General features: G+C 61.2%; 11 protein-coding genes and 1 pseudogene. 8 read left to right on the top strand and 4 right to left on the bottom strand.

Annotation, left to right across the window (positions count from 1 at the left end):
- Nucleotides 1-76 precede the first annotated feature (76 nt).
- A complete protein-coding gene (putA, locus tag JFT58_RS09875) occupies nt 77-4,030 on the top strand; it encodes a trifunctional transcriptional regulator/proline dehydrogenase/L-glutamate gamma-semialdehyde dehydrogenase (RefSeq protein ID WP_054896231.1) in 3,954 nt (1,317 codons plus the stop codon).
- A gap of 241 nt (nt 4,031-4,271) precedes the next feature.
- Nucleotides 4,272-6,074: an acyl-CoA dehydrogenase gene (locus JFT58_RS09870; RefSeq protein ID WP_054896230.1), complete on the top strand. Its 1,803-nt coding sequence runs from the start codon at nt 4,272-4,274 to the stop codon at nt 6,072-6,074.
- On the opposite strand, the gene JFT58_RS09865 is transcribed toward JFT58_RS09870, so the two are convergent.
- Together JFT58_RS09865 and JFT58_RS09860 are read right to left on the bottom strand one after the other, a co-directional pair.
- Nucleotides 6,071-6,364: a cell division protein ZapA gene (locus JFT58_RS09865; protein ID WP_003187971.1), complete on the bottom strand. Its 294-nt coding sequence runs from the start codon at nt 6,362-6,364 to the stop codon at nt 6,071-6,073. The two genes, JFT58_RS09870 and JFT58_RS09865, sit on opposite strands and share 4 nt — an antisense overlap.
- The gene (locus JFT58_RS09860; protein WP_003187970.1) at nt 6,361-6,591 is read right to left on the bottom strand and encodes a hypothetical protein; all 231 of its coding nucleotides are present in this window, start codon (nt 6,589-6,591) and stop codon (nt 6,361-6,363) included. The genes JFT58_RS09865 and JFT58_RS09860 overlap by 4 nt, the downstream gene beginning before the upstream one ends.
- Before the next feature lie 277 nt (nt 6,592-6,868).
- On the opposite strand from JFT58_RS09860, the pseudogene JFT58_RS30750 reads away from it, so the two are divergent.
- The 5 genes and pseudogenes from JFT58_RS30750 to selO form a co-directional block, all read left to right on the top strand.
- Nucleotides 6,869-7,591: pseudogene (locus JFT58_RS30750) on the top strand (MCP four helix bundle domain-containing protein); the annotation flags it as partial.
- Nucleotides 7,592-7,621: 30 nt separating this feature from the next.
- Nucleotides 7,622-8,494 carry a methyl-accepting chemotaxis protein gene (locus JFT58_RS30745; protein WP_370694794.1) on the top strand — a complete coding sequence of 291 codons (873 nt, stop codon included), beginning with the start codon at nt 7,622-7,624 and terminating at the stop codon, nt 8,492-8,494.
- Nucleotides 8,495-8,735: 241 nt separating this feature from the next.
- Nucleotides 8,736-10,478 (top strand): potassium/proton antiporter, encoded by a 1,743-nt coding sequence (locus JFT58_RS09850; protein ID WP_034125605.1) that lies wholly within the window; start codon nt 8,736-8,738, stop codon nt 10,476-10,478.
- 49 nt (nt 10,479-10,527) lie between these two features.
- Complete coding sequence (mscK, locus tag JFT58_RS09845) at nt 10,528-13,911, top strand: mechanosensitive channel MscK (protein WP_054896228.1); 3,384 nt, start codon at nt 10,528-10,530, stop codon at nt 13,909-13,911.
- Nucleotides 13,912-13,959: 48 nt separating this feature from the next.
- Nucleotides 13,960-15,423, top strand: a complete 1,464-nt coding sequence (gene selO, locus JFT58_RS09840) for a protein adenylyltransferase SelO (RefSeq protein WP_054896227.1) — start codon at nt 13,960-13,962, stop codon at nt 15,421-15,423.
- 4 nt (nt 15,424-15,427) lie between these two features.
- On the opposite strand, the gene JFT58_RS09835 is transcribed toward selO, so the two are convergent.
- Complete coding sequence (locus tag JFT58_RS09835) at nt 15,428-15,829, bottom strand: helix-turn-helix domain-containing protein (protein WP_034125602.1); 402 nt, start codon at nt 15,827-15,829, stop codon at nt 15,428-15,430.
- Nucleotides 15,826-16,122, bottom strand: coding sequence for a type II toxin-antitoxin system HigB family toxin (locus tag JFT58_RS09830; RefSeq protein ID WP_054896226.1), 297 nt, complete (start codon nt 16,120-16,122; stop codon nt 15,826-15,828). Before JFT58_RS09830 ends, JFT58_RS09835 begins: the two co-directional genes overlap by 4 nt.
- Before the next feature lie 217 nt (nt 16,123-16,339).
- On the opposite strand from JFT58_RS09830, the gene trxC reads away from it, so the two are divergent.
- A complete protein-coding gene (gene trxC, locus JFT58_RS09825) occupies nt 16,340-16,774 on the top strand; it encodes a thioredoxin TrxC (protein ID WP_054896225.1) in 435 nt (144 codons plus the stop codon).
- Nucleotides 16,775-16,947 lie beyond the last annotated feature (173 nt).

Raw genomic sequence — 16,947 nt, 5'->3', positions numbered from 1 at the left:
TGCACCTCAGGATGGGCAAAGCTAATCTTGCCGCCAGCAGATGCCACTCGGTAGTGGCACCCATGAGGATAAAAAAATGGCAACGACCACCCTTGGGGTCAAACTCGACGACCCGACCCGCGAACGCCTGAAGGCCGCCGCGACCTCCATTGATCGCACGCCGCACTGGCTGATCAAGCAGGCGATTTTCAATTACCTGGAGAAACTCGAGGGTGGTGCAACCCTGTCCGAGCTCAATGGTTTGAGCACCAAGGAGGCCGATGATGCCGGCGAGGTCCAGGCCGACCACGCCCACCAGTGCTTCCTTGAGTTCGCCGAGAGCATCCTGCCGCAATCGGTATTGCGTGCCGCAATCACCGCCGCTTACCGCCGCCCCGAGCCGGAAGTGGTACCGATGCTGATCGAACAGGCGCGCCTGCCGGCACCGATGGCCGAAGCCACCAACAAGCTGGCCGCGAGCATTGCCGAAAAACTGCGCAATCAGAAGAGTGCCGGCGGCCGTGCCGGTATTGTTCAGGGCCTGCTGCAAGAATTCTCCCTGTCGTCCCAGGAAGGCGTGGCGCTGATGTGCCTGGCCGAAGCGCTGCTGCGCATCCCGGACAAAGGCACCCGCGATGCGCTGATCCGCGACAAGATCAGCACCGGCAACTGGCAGCCACACCTGGGCAACAGCCCATCGCTGTTCGTCAACGCCGCCACCTGGGGCCTGCTGCTGACTGGCAAGCTGGTGTCCACCCACAACGAAGCAGGGCTGACCTCGTCCCTGAGCCGCATCATCGGCAAGAGCGGCGAGCCGATGATCCGCAAGGGCGTCGACATGGCCATGCGCCTGATGGGCGAGCAGTTCGTCACCGGCGAAACCATCGCCGAAGCCTTGGCCAATGCGAGCAAATTCGAAGCCAAGGGCTTCCGCTATTCCTACGACATGCTCGGTGAAGCCGCACTCACCGAACACGACGCCCAGAAGTACCTGGCCTCGTACGAACAAGCCATTCATTCCATCGGCAAAGCCTCCCATGGCCGTGGGATCTATGAAGGCCCGGGCATCTCCATCAAACTCTCCGCCCTGCACCCGCGCTACAGCCGTGCGCAGTACGAGCGTGTGATGGATGAGCTGTACCCGCGCCTGCTGTCGCTGACTTTGCTGGCCAAGCAGTACGACATCGGCCTGAACATCGACGCCGAAGAAGCCGACCGCCTGGAGCTGTCCCTGGACCTGCTCGAGCGCCTGTGCTTCGAGCCGCAATTGACTGGCTGGAACGGCATCGGCTTTGTGATCCAGGCGTACCAGAAGCGTTGCCCGTATGTGATCGACTACGTCATCGACCTGGCCCGCCGCAGCCGCCATCGCCTGATGATCCGCCTGGTAAAAGGCGCGTACTGGGACAGCGAAATCAAGCGCGCCCAGGTCGAAGGCCTGGAAGGCTACCCGGTGTACACCCGTAAGGTGTACACCGACGTTTCCTACATTGCCTGCGCGCGCAAACTGCTGTCGGTGCCGGAAGTCATCTACCCGCAGTTCGCCACGCACAACGCCCACACCCTGTCGGCTATCTACCACATCGCCGGTCAGAACTATTACCCCGGCCAGTACGAGTTCCAGTGCCTGCACGGCATGGGTGAACCGCTGTACGAACAGGTTGTAGGCAAGGTTTCCGAAGGTAAGTTGAACCGTCCGTGCCGTGTGTACGCGCCGGTCGGTACCCACGAAACGCTGCTGGCCTATCTGGTACGCCGCCTGCTGGAAAACGGCGCCAACACCTCGTTCGTCAACCGCATCGCTGACCAGTCCATCTCGATCCAGGAACTGGTAGCCGACCCGGTGGCCAGCATCGAGCAAATGGCAACCCAGGAAGGCGGTTTCGGCCTGCCGCACCCGCGCATCCCTTTGCCGCGTGACCTGTACGGCAGCGACCGCGCCAACTCGGCCGGTATCGACCTGGCCAACGAACATCGCCTGGCCTCGTTGTCCTGCGCCCTGCTGGCCACTGCTCACAACAACTGGAAAGCCGCACCGATGCTCGGTTGCGCCGCCAGCAATGAAGCGGCACAACCGGTGCTGAACCCGTCCGACCTGCGTGATGTGGTCGGCCAGGTACAGGAAGCCACCGTCGAAGACGTCGACAACGCCATCCAGTGCGCCATCAGCGCCGCACCGATCTGGCAGGCCACCCCGCCCGCCGAACGCGCTGCCATCCTGGAACGCGCCGCCGACCTGATGGAAGGCGAGATCCAGCCGCTGATGGGCCTGCTGGCCCGTGAAGCCGGCAAGACCTTCGCCAACGCCATCGCGGAAGTGCGTGAAGCCGTGGACTTCCTGCGCTACTACGCAGTGCAGGCGCGCAACGACTTCACCAATGACGCCCACCGCCCATTGGGCCCGGTGGTGTGCATCAGCCCGTGGAACTTCCCGCTCGCCATCTTCAGCGGCCAGGTAGCTGCAGCGCTGGCTGCCGGTAACCCGGTGCTGGCCAAGCCTGCCGAGCAGACGCCGCTGGTGGCTGCCCAGGCCGTACGCATCCTGCTTGAAGCCGGCATTCCGGAAGGTGTGCTGCAATTGCTGCCAGGCCAGGGCGAAAGCGTCGGTGCCCGTCTGGTGGGTGATGATCGCGTCAAAGGCGTGATGTTCACCGGTTCCACCGAAGTGGCGCGCCTGCTGCAACGCAATGTCGCCGGTCGCCTGGATGCCCAGGGTCGCCCGATTCCGCTGATCGCCGAAACCGGTGGCCAGAACGCGATGATCGTCGATTCCTCGGCGCTGACCGAACAAGTGGTGATCGACGTCGTATCGTCGGCCTTCGACAGCGCCGGTCAACGTTGCTCGGCCCTGCGCGTACTGTGCCTGCAGGAAGATTCGGCAGACCGTGTGGTCGAAATGCTCAAGGGTGCCATGGCTGAATGCCGCCTGGGTAACCCGGAACGCCTGTCGGTCGACATTGGCCCGGTGATCGACGCCGAAGCCAAGGCCGGTATCGAGAAACACATCCAGGCCATGCGTGACAAAGGCCGCAACGTTTACCAGGTGGCGATTGCCGACGGTGAAGAGATCAAGCGCGGCACCTTCGTGATGCCGACCCTGATCGAGCTGGAAAGCTTCGACGAACTGCAACGCGAGATCTTCGGCCCGGTATTGCACGTAGTGCGCTACAAGCGCAAAGAGATCGACCAGCTCATCGGCCAGATCAACGCTTCCGGCTACGGCCTGACCCTGGGCGTGCACACCCGCATCGACGAGACCATCGCCAAGGTGATCGACAACGTCAATGCCGGTAACGTCTACGTCAACCGCAACATTGTTGGCGCCGTGGTCGGCGTGCAGCCGTTCGGCGGTGAAGGCCTGTCCGGCACTGGCCCCAAAGCCGGTGGCCCGCTGTACCTGTACCGCTTGCTGTCGACTCGTCCTACCGATGCGATCGAGCAATCCTTCGTACGGGGCGACAAGCTGGCCGCGCCGGACGTGCGCCTGCGTGATGCCATGAGCCAATCGCTGACCGCCCTGAAAACCTGGGCCGACGGCAATAAGTTCAGCGAACTGAGCGCGTTGTGCACGCAGTTCGCCGCCCAATCGCAGAGCGGTATCACCCGCCAACTGGCCGGCCCGACCGGCGAGCGCAACAGCTACGCCATCCTGCCGCGCGAGCACGTGCTGTGCCTGGCCGAAGTGGAAGGCGACCTGCTGACCCAACTGGCGGCGGTATTGGCCGTCGGTGGTTCGGCGGTATGGCCGGAAACCGAGCTGACCAAGGCCTTGTTCCCACGCCTGCCTAAAGAGATTCAGGCGAAGATCAAGCGCGTGGCCGACTGGTCCAAGGACGACGTGGTGTTTGACGCTGTGCTGCATCACGGTGATTCCGACCAACTGCGTGCGGTGTGCCAGCAAGTGGCGCAGCGCGGTGGGGCGATTGTTGGGGTGCATGGCATGTCGCAAGGCGAAACGGCGATTGCGCTGGAGCGTCTGGTGATCGAGCGCGCGTTGAGCGTTAACACTGCTGCAGCGGGTGGTAACGCCAGCCTGATGACCATCGGCTAACTGACACAACGCGGCTGATCGCGGCTGATCGTTCCCACGCTCCGCGTGGGAATGCAGCTCAAGGACGCTCTGCGTCCAGAAGCGTGACGCGGAGCGTCAAAAGAGGCGTTCCCACGCAGAGCGTGGGAACGATCTCGATGCCTCGCCAGCGTTCTGCCCTTCTATCACTTAAATCAATCTTGCTATCCACCCTCCATTCGCGGACTTAGACTCAGGCCAATTCCTTCAAAGGTACGCCGCCATGTCCGAGACGCTGCTCAGTTCCCGCAATCTGGCTTTCGAGCTGTACGAAGTCCTCGATGCCGAGGGCCTGACCCAGCGCGAGCGGTTTGCCGAACACAACCGCGAAACCTTCGATGCCGCGATCAGCACGGCGCGCAACATCGCAGAAAAGTACTTCGCCCCTCACAACCGCAAGAACGACGAAAACGAACCGCGCTATGAAAACGGCCAGGCGATCCTGATCCCGGAGGTCAAACCCGCCGTGGACGCCTTCCTTGAAGCCGGCTTCCTCAACGCAGCACGTAGCTTTGAAGCAGGCGGCATGCAACTGCCGACCCTGTTGTCCCAGGCTTGTTTCGCGCACTTCCAATCGGCCAACGCCGCCTCGACGTCCTACCCGTTCCTGACCATGGGCGCCGCCAACCTCATTGAGAGCTTCGGCACCGAGGAGCAGAAACAACGCTTCCTGCAGCCAATGATCGACGGGCGCTTCTTCGGCACCATGGCCCTGACCGAGCCCCATGCCGGTTCCTCCCTGTCGGACATTCGGACCCGTGCAGAACCAGCGGCTGACGGCAGTTATCGGCTCAAGGGCAACAAGATCTTTATCTCCGGTGGCGACCATTCGCTGTCGGAAAACATCGTGCACATGGTGCTGGCCAAATTGCCGGACGCTCCCGCAGGCGTGAAGGGCATTTCGCTGTTTATCGTGCCCAAGTTCCTGGTCAACGATGACGGCAGCCTGGGCGCTCGCAACGATGTGCTGCTGGCGGGGCTGTTCCACAAGATGGGCTGGCGCGGCACCACGTCCACGGCGCTTAACTTTGGCGATAACGGCAACTGTGTCGGCTACCTGGTGGGCAAGCCGCACCAGGGGCTGAGCTGCATGTTCCAGATGATGAACGAGGCACGCATCGGCGTAGGCATGGGCGCGGTAATGCTCGGTTACGCCGGCTACCTTTACTCCCTGGACTACGCCCGCGAACGGCCCCAGGGGCGCCTGCCTGATAGCAAAGATCCGAGCACCGCACCGGTGGCGATCATCCAGCATGCCGACATCAAGCGCATGCTGCTGACCCAGAAAGCCTATGTGGAAGGCGCCTTTGACCTCGGCCTCTACGCGGCGCGGCTATTCGACGACACCACCACCCTGCAAACCGACACCGAACGCAAGCAAGCCCACGAATTGCTCGACCTGCTCACGCCCATCGTCAAATCCTGGCCGTCGGAGTTCTGCCTCAAGGCCAACGAGCTGGCGATCCAGATTCTCGGCGGCCACGGCTACACCCGCGAATACCCGGTGGAGCAGTACTACCGCGACAACCGCCTGAACCCCATCCATGAAGGCACCCACGGCATCCAGTCCCTGGACCTGCTCGGGCGCAAATTGGCGCAGAATGGTGGTGCCGGCTTGAAGCAATTGATTCGCCTGATCGCTGAAACCGGAGCCCGGGCGCAAAAGCACCCTTCACTCACGGCACTGCGAGAGCCTCTGGAGCAACTGGTAAACCGGCTGCAAAGCGTCACGATTGGCCTGCTGACCGATCTCGCCCAAGGCAAGGTCAACAGCAGCCTGGCGAACTCGGCGCTGTACTTGAAAGTGTTCGGGCACACGGTGATTGGCTGGCGCTGGCTGGAACAGGCGATCCGCGCCGAAGAAGGGCTGGCCAAGGGTGACGCGGCTGACGCGGCCTTTTATAAGGGCAAGCTCCAGGCTGCCCGGTACTTCCTGACCTGGGAAGTACCGAGCTGCCATCATGAACTGGCGATTCTGGAAGCACGCGACGATACGTGCCTGGGCATGCAAGACGAGTGGTTCTAAGGCTGACCGATCACCTTGGAGATCACATCGACCGTGGCGCTGACTTGCTCTTGGTAACGGTCGAGTTCCTGCTGGTGAGCCTGTTGCATTTCAATCTGCTCGGCGCACAGGTTCAGCGCGGCCAGTACCAATAGCTTGTCACCGATCAGGGTCGGGTACTTTTTCTTGGTAACCGCCAGGGAGGCCTTGAGCATGGTCACGGCATGCATCAGGGTCTGATCTTCGCCGGCCGGTGCCTTGATCGAGTAATCCTCTCCGAGAATCGAAACGACCTTTATGCCCTCACTCATGCGCTGACAGGCCCTGCACTTACACGCTCAACCAGCGCCTGAATGCGGGCGGCGGTGGCGCCGTGCTTTTCTTCCTGTTCCATCAGGTTCAGTTGCAGGCTGTCGTTTTCGTCCTTGGCGCGGGCCAGCTCGGCCTTGAGGGATTCGTTGCTGCCCAGCAATTCTTGATTCTGCTGTACGAGGTCGCTGACCAGTTGTTCCAATTGGCTGAGGGATGCTTCTAACATTTTGATTTCTCGGGCTTTTAAAAAGGGCGGTGACGATAAAGAAAATTCACCTCGGATGCCAGGGTTATCCCTGGCCGCGCAGCCCGATGATGCAAGGCCGGGCCGCACTTTCGAGCCTTAGTGACTGCATTTACCCGATCTGGTTCCTGAACTCACCCAACCCCTGGTCCGATGCGACAAAAGCGCGCGCCCCCTTAAGACTTTAGTCGCATGGCCGATAAGGCGGGCACACCTCGTCTCATGGCCGCATGGATAGCGCATCCCCCAGGACTCCAGCATGTCTCTTCGTAATATGAATATCGCCCCGAGGGCCTTCCTCGGCTTCGCGTTTATTGGCGCCTTGATGTTGTTGCTCGGTGTGTTCGCCCTGAACCAGATGAGCAAAATTCGTGCAGCCACCGAAGACATCACCTCGGCCAGCGTGCCCAGCATTCGCGCCCTGGATGAATTCACCCAACTGACCCTGCGCCTGCGCGTGCTGTCGTACCGCTTGCTGACCAACCGCGAGCCGGATGTACAGCAAAAGACCCTGGAAGCCTTCGAACTGCGCAATCAACAGATTCGCACAGCCCAGGACATCTACGAAAAACTGATCACCAGCACCGAAGAGCGCAACGTCTACAACGAGTACGTGCGCCTGCTGGGCCAGTACCGCCAGATTGAAGAGCGCATGAAGAGCCTGTCTCGCGCCAATCAGGTCAACGAGCTGCGCAGCCTGCTCAACACCGAGTTGCTGGACAACTCCGAGCAGGTCAATGCGGTCTTGACCCGCTTGCTGGATATCAATAACGACGACGCCAACGCCACCAACCAGCGCGCCAAAGACCAATACGACATGGCCTTTGACCTGGTGGTAGGCCTGCTGGTGATTGCCACGGCGCTGACCTTGCTGTTTGCCTGGTTGCTGACCCGCAGCATCACCCTGCCCATCGCCCAGGCGCTAGAAGCCGCCGAAGAAGTGGCCGAAGGTAACCTGACGCGCCCGATCACCGTGGACGGCAACGACGAAGCCGGGCGCCTGCTCGCGGCCATGGCCAAGATGCAACACAAACTGCGCGACACCCTGCAACGTATCGCCGGCTCCGCTACCCAGCTGGCGTCTGCCGCTGAAGAGCTGAATGCGGTCACCGACGAAAGCGCCCGTGGCCTGACCCAGCAGAACAACGAAATCGAACAGGCCGCCACTGCCGTCAACGAGATGACCAGTGCGGTGGAAGAAGTCGCACGCAACGCGGTGAGCACCTCCGAAGCTTCGCGCAACGCCACCACCTCCGCCGGTGACGGTCGCGACCTGGTGCAGGAAACCGTTAGCGCTATCGAACGCATGAGTACCGACGTGCAGGCCACCGCTTCCCTGATTGGCGACTTGGCCAATGAATCGAGGGATATCGGTAAAGTGCTGGACGTGATCCGTGGCCTGGCTGACCAGACCAACCTGCTGGCCCTGAACGCCGCGATCGAAGCAGCTCGAGCCGGGGAAGCCGGGCGTGGTTTCGCCGTGGTGGCCGATGAAGTGCGGGCGCTGGCCCATCGCACCCAGCAGTCCACCAGCGAAATCGAGCGCATGATCGGCAGCATCCAGACAGGCACTGAACACGCGGTGGATTCGATGCGCAACAGCACCGAGCGCGCCGAATCGACACTCAACATCGCCCGAGGCGCGGGCCTGTCGCTGGACACTATCAACACGGCGATTGTGGAGATCAACGAGCGCAACCTGGTGATCGCCAGTGCGGCGGAAGAACAGGCTCAGGTGGCGCGGGAAGTGGACCGCAACCTGGTGAATATCCGTGACCTGTCGGTGCAATCGGCAACCGGCGCCAGCCAGACCAGCGCGGCGAGCGGTGAGTTGTCGCGCTTGGCGGTGGATCTGAATGGGATGGTCGGAAGGTTCCGCCTCTGAAATAAGCCTTTGCTCACACCGCATACCTTGTGGGAGCTGGCTTGCCTGCGATAGCAATCTGTCAGCTGACGCCCATGGCGCCTGGCACACCGCAATCGCAGGCAAGCCAGCTCCCACATTTGAGCGATGTGCAGCCACAAAAGCTTTTTGACAGCGCAGCAATTCAACAGGTTAGAATCCCTGGCACGCAGACTGCATGGTCAGTTTGCGCCCCGTCTTCCCCTGCCCTGGAGTACTGCCTTTGAATGCGACGACCATCAACAGCCTGTTCTTGATCGGCGCGTTGCTGGTGACTGCGAGCATTCTGGTGAGTTCGCTTTCGTCACGCCTGGGTATCCCTATCCTGGTGATTATCCTGGCCGTGGGCATGACCGCCGGGGTCGATGGCGGTGGCATCATTTTCGATAACTACCCCACCGCCTATCTGGTGGGCAACCTCGCCCTCGCCGTGATCCTGCTCGACGGCGGTTTGCGCACCCGGGTGGCGAGTTTCCGCGTGGCGCTGTGGCCGGCCTTGTCCCTGGCCACGGTGGGGGTGTTGATTACCACCGGCCTCACCGGCATGGCCGCGGCCTGGCTGTTTAACCTCAATATCATTCAAGGCTTGCTGATCGGCGCCATCGTCGGCTCCACAGACGCCGCGGCGGTATTCTCGTTGCTGGGCGGCAAGGGCCTCAACGAGCGGGTCAGCGCCAGCCTGGAAATCGAATCCGGCAGCAACGACCCGATGGCGGTGTTCCTCACCGTCACCCTGATCGACATGCTCGCCAGCGGCCAGACCGGCCTGCACTGGAGCCTGCTCACGCACCTGATCCGCGAATTCGGCATCGGTGGCCTGGTGGGCCTGGGCGGCGGCTGGCTGATGTTGCAGCTGGTCAACCGCATCAACCTGGCCAACGGCCTGTACCCGATCCTTGTGATCGCCGGTGGCCTGTTCGTGTTTGCCCTGACCAACGCCCTGCACGGCAGCGGCTTCCTCGCCGTGTACCTGTGCGGCTTGGTCATCGGCAACCGCCCGGTGCGCAGCCGGCATGGCATTTTGCATATGCTCGACGGCATGGCCTGGCTGGCGCAGATCGGGATGTTCTTGGTGCTGGGCCTGCTGGTCACGCCTCACGATTTGCTGCCCATCGCCCTGCCCGCCCTGGGCCTGGCGCTGTGGATGATCCTGTTTGCCCGGCCGCTGTCGGTGATGGTTGGCCTGCTGCCATTCAAGGCGTTCCACGGGCGCGAAAAAGCCTTTATAGCCTGGGTGGGCCTGCGCGGCGCGGTACCGATCATCCTCGCGGTGTTCCCGCTGATGGCCGGCCTGCCCCATGCGCAGCTGTACTTCAACCTGGCATTCTTTATCGTGCTGGTCTCGCTGTTGGTGCAGGGCACCAGCCTGCCGTGGGTGGCCAAGTTGCTCAAAGTCACCGTACCGCCAGACCCGGCGCCGATCTCCCGCGCGGCCCTGGAAGTGCACGTTACCAGCGAGTGGGAGCTGTTCGTCTACCGCCTGGGCGCCGAAAAATGGTGCATCGGCGCGGCCCTGCGCGAGCTGAAAATGCCCGAAGGCACGCGCATCGCCGCGCTGTTTCGTGGCCAGCAACTGCTCCATCCGTCGGGTAGTACGGTGCTGGAAGTCGGCGATTTGCTCTGTGTGATCGGCCACGAACACAACCTGCCGGCCCTGGGCAAATTGTTCAGCCAGGCGCCGCAACGGGGCCTCGATTTGCGCTTCTTCGGTGACTTCGTACTCGAAGGCGACGCCCAGCTGGGCGCGGTTTCCGCCTTGTACGGGCTCAAGCTTGAAGGTATCGACCCGGACATGCCATTGAGCCGCTTCATTACCCAGAAGGTTGGCGGTGCACCGGTAGTCGGCGACCAGGTGGAGTGGAACAACACCATCTGGACCGTCGCCGTCATGGACGGGAACAAGATTGGCAAAGTCGGCGTCAGATTCCCCGAAGGAAGTCGCCCGGGCCCCGGACTCTTCCTCTAAACTGCGGGACAACGACGCCCCGATTCTTCACTTTGCAAGACCGGTCTCTATGCCAACCCTGCGTACTTTTCTCGCCACTGCCCTGCTGGGCCTGACCCTTTGTGTTGGCAGCGTATACGCCGCCGACCCGCCCAGCGCCGAAGCCGTCCAGCAAAGCCTGGATAAACTGCCCGACCGCAAGCTGCCTGACGCCGACATGAAGGCGCTGCAGGCGACCCTGCAACAGACCCTGACCTACCTGGGCAATCAGCAGGACTACGAGCAGCGCCTGGCCGACCTCAAGCGCCAGCTGGAAGAGGCCCCGCGCCAGACCAATGAGAACCAGCGTGAGCTGGCGCGCCTCAAGGCCACCAAAATCATTCCGGTGGCCCAACGCTACGCCAGCCTGCCGGTGCCGCAGCTTGAGCAGTTATTGGTGCAACGCAGCACCCAGCAAGGCGACCTGCAAAAAGAACTGGCCGACGCCAACAGCCTGACCATCGCCGCCCAGACCCGCCCTGAGCGCGCCCAGACCGAGATCAGCAGCAGTCAGACGCGCATCCAGCAAATCAACGCGACGCTCAAGCTTGGCAAAGACAATGGCAAACCTCTCAGCGGCGACCAGCGCAACCAGCTCAACGCCGAACTGGCGGCCCTGAATGCCTTGATTCCCCTGCGCCGCCAGGAATTGGCCGGCAACAGCCAACTGCAAGACTTGGGCAACAGCCAGCACGACCTGATTCAGGAAAAAACCGCACGCCTGGAGCAAGAAATCCAGGACCTGCAAACCCTGATCAACCAGAAACGCCTGGCCCAGTCCCAGCAGACGGTGACCCAACAGTCCATCGAAGCGCAGAAAGCCGGCGGCAGTAGCATCCTTGCCAAGGAAAGCGCAGACAACCTGAAGCTGTCCGACTACCTGCTCAAAAGCACCGACCGCCTCAACGACCTGACCCAGAAAAACCTGCAGACCAAGCAGCAACTGGACACCGTGACCCAAAGCGATTCGGCCCTGGACGAGCAGATCAACGTGCTCAAGGGCAGCCTGCTGCTGTCCAAGATTCTCTATAAACAAAAGCAGGCCCTGCCGCGTCTCACCGTGGACAAAGACCTGGCCGACGACATCGCCAACATTCGCCTGTATCAGTTCGAGGTCAACCAACAGCGTGAGCTGATCAGTTCCCCAAGCGCCTATGTGGACAACCTGCTGGCGAACCAGCCACCGGATGAGGTCACCCCGCAACTGCGCCGCACCTTGCTGGAAGTGGCGATCACCCGCAGCGACCTGTTGGAGCGTCTGAGCCGCGAGCTGAGTGCACTGCTCAACGAATCCATCACCCTGCAACTGAACCAGAAACAACTGCTCAGCACCGCCAGCACCCTGCGGGCCACGCTCGACGAGCAAATGTTCTGGATCCCCAGCAACAAGCCGCTGGACACTGAATGGCTGGAAACCGTACCGGCGCATCTGAGCAAACAGGTCACCACCCTGCCTTGGGCGTCCAGCGTCAGTGAGCTGTATGACGGCCTGACCCAACGCCCACTGCTGTTCCTGCCGTTGCTGTTGCTGATCGGCGCGCTGTTGTGGCGACGCAATGCGCTGTATGTGCGCCTGAAAAAGGTTCACCAGGACATCGGCCACTTCAAGCGCGACAGCCAGTGGCATACGCCGCAGGCCATCCTGATCAACATCCTGCTGGCGATGCCCGTGGCCCTGGGCCTGGCGCTGTGCGGCTACGCGTTGCAGATCGACGCCCGCGGGCAAAACGCCAACCTGGGCGCGGCCTTGCTGCAGATCGCCCAAGCCTGGCTGGTGTTCTACACCGCCTACCGCATCCTCGCGCCGGGCGGCGTGGCGGAGCTGCACTTTCGCTGGGAGAGGCCGCAGGTCGAATTCCTGCAAGGCTGGATACGCAAGCTCGGGCTGGTGGTACTGGCGCTGGTGGCCGTGGTCGCGATTGCCGAACATCAACCGGCCGCGCTGGCTGACGACGTGCTGGGTATCGCCGTGGTACTGACCTGCTACGGGCTGATGGCCTGGCTGCTGGGCCGCCTGCTGCTGAACAGCCCGACCCACGAAAAGGCCTCGTTGTTTCGCAAAGCTATCGGCGTGGTGTTCACCGCCCTGCCCATCGCACTGTTTATTGCCGTGTGCTTTGGCTATTACTACACCGCACTGAAACTCAGCGACCGGCTGATCAATACCCTGTACCTGCTGATGTTCTGGCTGGTGATCGAAGCCACCTTCGTGCGCGGCCTGGGTGTTGCCGCACGGCGCCTGGCCTACGCCCGGGCCCTGGCCAAACGCCAGGCAGCCAAGGAGGCCGGTGACGGCGAAGCGGTGATCGAAGAGCCGACCCTGGACATCGAGCAGGTCAACGAACAGTCCATGCGCCTGATCCGCCTGGCCCTGCTCGGCGGCTTTATCGCGGCGCTGTACTGGGTGTGGTCGGACCTGATCTCGGTATTTTCCTACCTGGACAACGTCACCCTGTACGAATACACCAGCGGCACAGGTGCAAATATCAGCATGGTGCCCATCAGCATCGGCGACCTGCTGGGCGCGTCGATCATCATCGGTATCACCTTCGCCCTGGCGCGCAACCTGCCCGGCCTGCTCGAAGTCCTGGTGCTGTCCAAGCTCGACCTGGCCCAAGGCAGCGCCTACGCCACCACCACCTTGCTGTCCTACATCATTGCCGGCGTGGGCTTTGTCACCACCCTTTCCACCCTCGGTGTGAGCTGGGACAAGCTGCAATGGCTGGTGGCCGCGCTGTCGGTGGGCCTGGGTTTCGGCATGCAGGAGATCTTCGCCAACTTCATCTCCGGCATCATGATTTTGTTCGAACGCCCGGTGCGCATCGGCGACACCATTACCATCGGCAACCTGTCGGGTACGGTAAGCAAGATCCGCATTCGTGCCACCACCATCACCGACTTCGACAACAAGGACATCATCGTCCCCAACAAGACCTTCATCACCGGGCAACTGATCAACTGGTCGCTGACCGACACCATCACCCGTGTCACCCTGAAACTGGGCGTGGACTATGGCTCCGACCTGGACCTGGTGAAGGAATTGCTACTCAAGGCGGCGCGAGAAAACCCACGGGTACTCAAAGAGCCGGAACCCCACGTGTATTTCCTCAACTTCGGCGAAAGCACCCTCGACCACGAACTGCGCATGCATGTTCGCGACCTGGGCGATCGCAACCCGGTGTTGGACGAGGTCAACCGCTACATCAATCGTGAGTTCAAGAAACAGCACATCAACATCTCGTTCCGGCAGATGGAAATCTACCTGAAGAATCTTCACGGCCAGGAATACAAATTGGTGCCGGCCGAAGACGAGCGCAAGACCATTGCCGAGCCGCTCGACAAGCCCGACGCCCCCGAGCCTCCTGCAGGCAAAGTCGTGGATGCGCCGGAGCCGCCACCCAGCAAACTCGACTAAACGCCCTATCCCCAGCAGAATGCTCGGACATTCTGCTGGAGATGGCCGGTGAAAGCCCTCGACGAACTGACCTTCGACAACCGCTTCGCACGCCTGGGCGACGCATTTTCGACCCACGTACTGCCAGAGCCCCTCGATGAGCCGCGCCTGGTCGTCGCGAGCAAGGCCGCCATGGCCCTGCTTGACCTCGACCCGGCCGTGGCCGAAACCCCGGTATTTGCCGAGCTGTTCGGCGGCCACAAGCTGTGGGCCGAGGCAGAACCACGGGCGATGGTGTATTCCGGGCATCAATTCGGCGGCTACACCCCGCAGTTGGGCGATGGCCGCGGGTTATTGCTGGGCGAGGTCTATAACGAGGCCGGCGAGCATTGGGATTTACACCTCAAGGGCGCCGGGATGACGCCTTACTCGCGCATGGGCGACGGGCGTGCCGTGTTGCGCTCTTCGATTCGTGAATTCCTCGCCTCCGAGGCCCTGCATGCGCTAGGCATCCCCACCAGCCGCGCCCTGTGCGTGATCGGTTCCAGCACGCCGGTATGGCGGGAGAAACAGGAACGCGGGGCGATGGTTTTACGCCTGGCCCACAGCCATATTCGCTTCGGACACTTCGAATATTTCTACTACACCAAGAAGCCTGAGCATCAGGCCGAACTCGCCGAGCACGTGCTGAACCTGCACTACCCCGAATGCCGCGAGCAACCCGAGCCTTACCTGGCGATGTTCCGCGAGATCGTCGAGCGCAACGCCGAAATGATCGCCAAATGGCAGGCTTATGGTTTTTGCCACGGCGTGATGAACACCGACAACATGTCGATCCTGGGCATTACCTTCGACTTCGGGCCCTTCGCGTTTCTCGATGATTTTGACGCGCACTTCATCTGCAATCATTCCGACCATGAAGGGCGCTACTCCTTCAGCAACCAGGTGCCGATCGGGCAGTGGAACCTCAGCGCCTTGGCCCAGGCGCTTACACCGTTCATCAGCGTTGACGCACTGAAAGAAGCCCTCGGCCTGTACCTGCCGCTGTATCAAGCGCACTACCTGGACCTGATGCGCCGCCGGCTGGGGCTGACCACCGCCGAAGAAGACGACCAGACGCTGGTGGAGGGTTTGCTCAAGCTGATGCAGAACAGCGGTGTGGACTACACGCTGTTCTTCCGCCGCCTGGGCGACGAATCGGCGACGTTAGCCGTGGCGCGGTTGCGTGATGACTTTGTCGACATGGCCGGGTTTGATGCCTGGGCCGAGCGGTACAAGGCCCGTGTTGCACGGGATGGGGATTACACCCAGGAACAGCGCCGTGAGCGCATGCACGCGGTCAACCCGCTATATATCCTGCGTAACTACCTGGCCCAAAACGCCATCACCGCCGCCGAATCAGGCGACTACAGCGAAGTGCGGCGGCTGCATGACGTGCTGACCAGGCCGTTTGAGGAACAAGCGGGCATGGAGCAGTACGCGCAACGGCCCCCGGATTGGGGTAAGCATTTGGAGATTAGTTGTTCGTCGTGACCCCTTAGATAAAGGTCTCCACCGACACCCCGAAACGCTCGGCCAGCCAACGAATCTGGCGCACGTTGAGCTGGCGTTTTCCGCTCAGTATCTCCGAGACAACCGATTGCGCCCCAACGCCAGGAAGGTCACTCTGGGTAAGATTGTGCTCGCGCATCATGTAGCGCAGCACATCGACCCCGCTGGCTACGGGCATTGGGCGATGCTCACGATCATAAGCTTCGATCCAGTCGCTCAGAATGTCGACCAGGCTCATCAGCGGGCTGTCCTCGTCTTCACCCACCAGACTCAATAGCTCATCCAAACCGCATACCAATGCGTCGTAGTCTGCCTCGTTTTCCGGCTTGCGCAGCACAGGCGAAACGAACTGCCAGTGCTCTGCCGCCACTCGCATAAGTGCGCTCATCTGATTTTTTCCTTCCATTTGTTTTTCTCATAATCACGGTGGTCAAGCAGGTGTTTGATGTAAACGCGCTGCATTCGATACTGCACCGACGCAATCAACCTCAGCTTGTTACCGCCAATATCAAATACATGAAATTCACCTACCTTGTCGGTGGCGGGAAACATGGCTTTCATTGCGGCAAAGTCATTGGGGGCGTTGCGCTTGATCACGCGATACCACTGATCCAGAGCTGTTGCAGAGCGCGGCCATTTTCCTTTTGCTTCCCAGATCCTGCTTTCACTGATGACTCGCATGCAACGTCCTTATCGCATCTTGCTATGAAGGGTAAACCTGAATTCGAACTATCGCAATTTGCTATAGCCGCAAACAGACCGGTGGTGCACAACAAAAAGCCTAGCCACACCGTTCACGCTGGCGAGGACGAAAATGTGAGCGAATAAGTATCTATATCCTTGATAAACCTCTGTCTCGACACCAAATACCCAACTGGCCAAACCCCAGGAGCCTCCGATGTCCGAACCTCTTGTCATCCCCTGCCCTCATTGCAACGGCCTCAACCGTATACCCGGCGAACGCCTGGGTGACGCGCCCAAGTGCGGGCGTTGCAAGCAGCCGGTGTTGCTGAACAAACCCTTTGATTTGAAACAGGGCGACTATGCCAGCCAGATCAAGGGCGACCTGCCGCTTTTGGTCGATGTGTGGGCCGACTGGTGTGGGCCGTGCAAGTCGTTTGCGCCGGTATTCGAACAGGCAGCCGGGCAGTTGGAAGGCAAGTGCCGGCTGGCGAAGCTGGACAGCGAAGCTAACCAGCAGTTGTCGGCGCAGTTGGGGATTCGCTCGATTCCCAGTTTGATTCTGTTCAAGAACGGCCGCGAAGTGGCGCGCCAGAGCGGGGCATTCCCGTTGCCGCAGTTGATGAGTTGGTTGAGCAGCCAGGGGGTGTAAACATCCCCCTCAATCAACTCGGTCAATGTGGGAGCTGGCTTGCCTGCGATGCAGTCAACTCGGTGATTCAGGCACACCGAGTCGATATCTTCGCAGGCAAGCCAGCTCCCACATTTGGATCGCGGTGCCTCATCTCGATCAGCGTGGGCTGTCAGGCCGTAACCGGCAAGCCC

It is taken from the genome of Pseudomonas sp. MF6767 (genome assembly GCF_016405475.1).
GTDB lineage: Bacteria > Pseudomonadota > Gammaproteobacteria > Pseudomonadales > Pseudomonadaceae > Aquipseudomonas > Aquipseudomonas paracarnis.
Note: the sequence above shows the minus strand (reverse complement) of the source record. Positions and strands in the feature narration are given on the sequence as shown.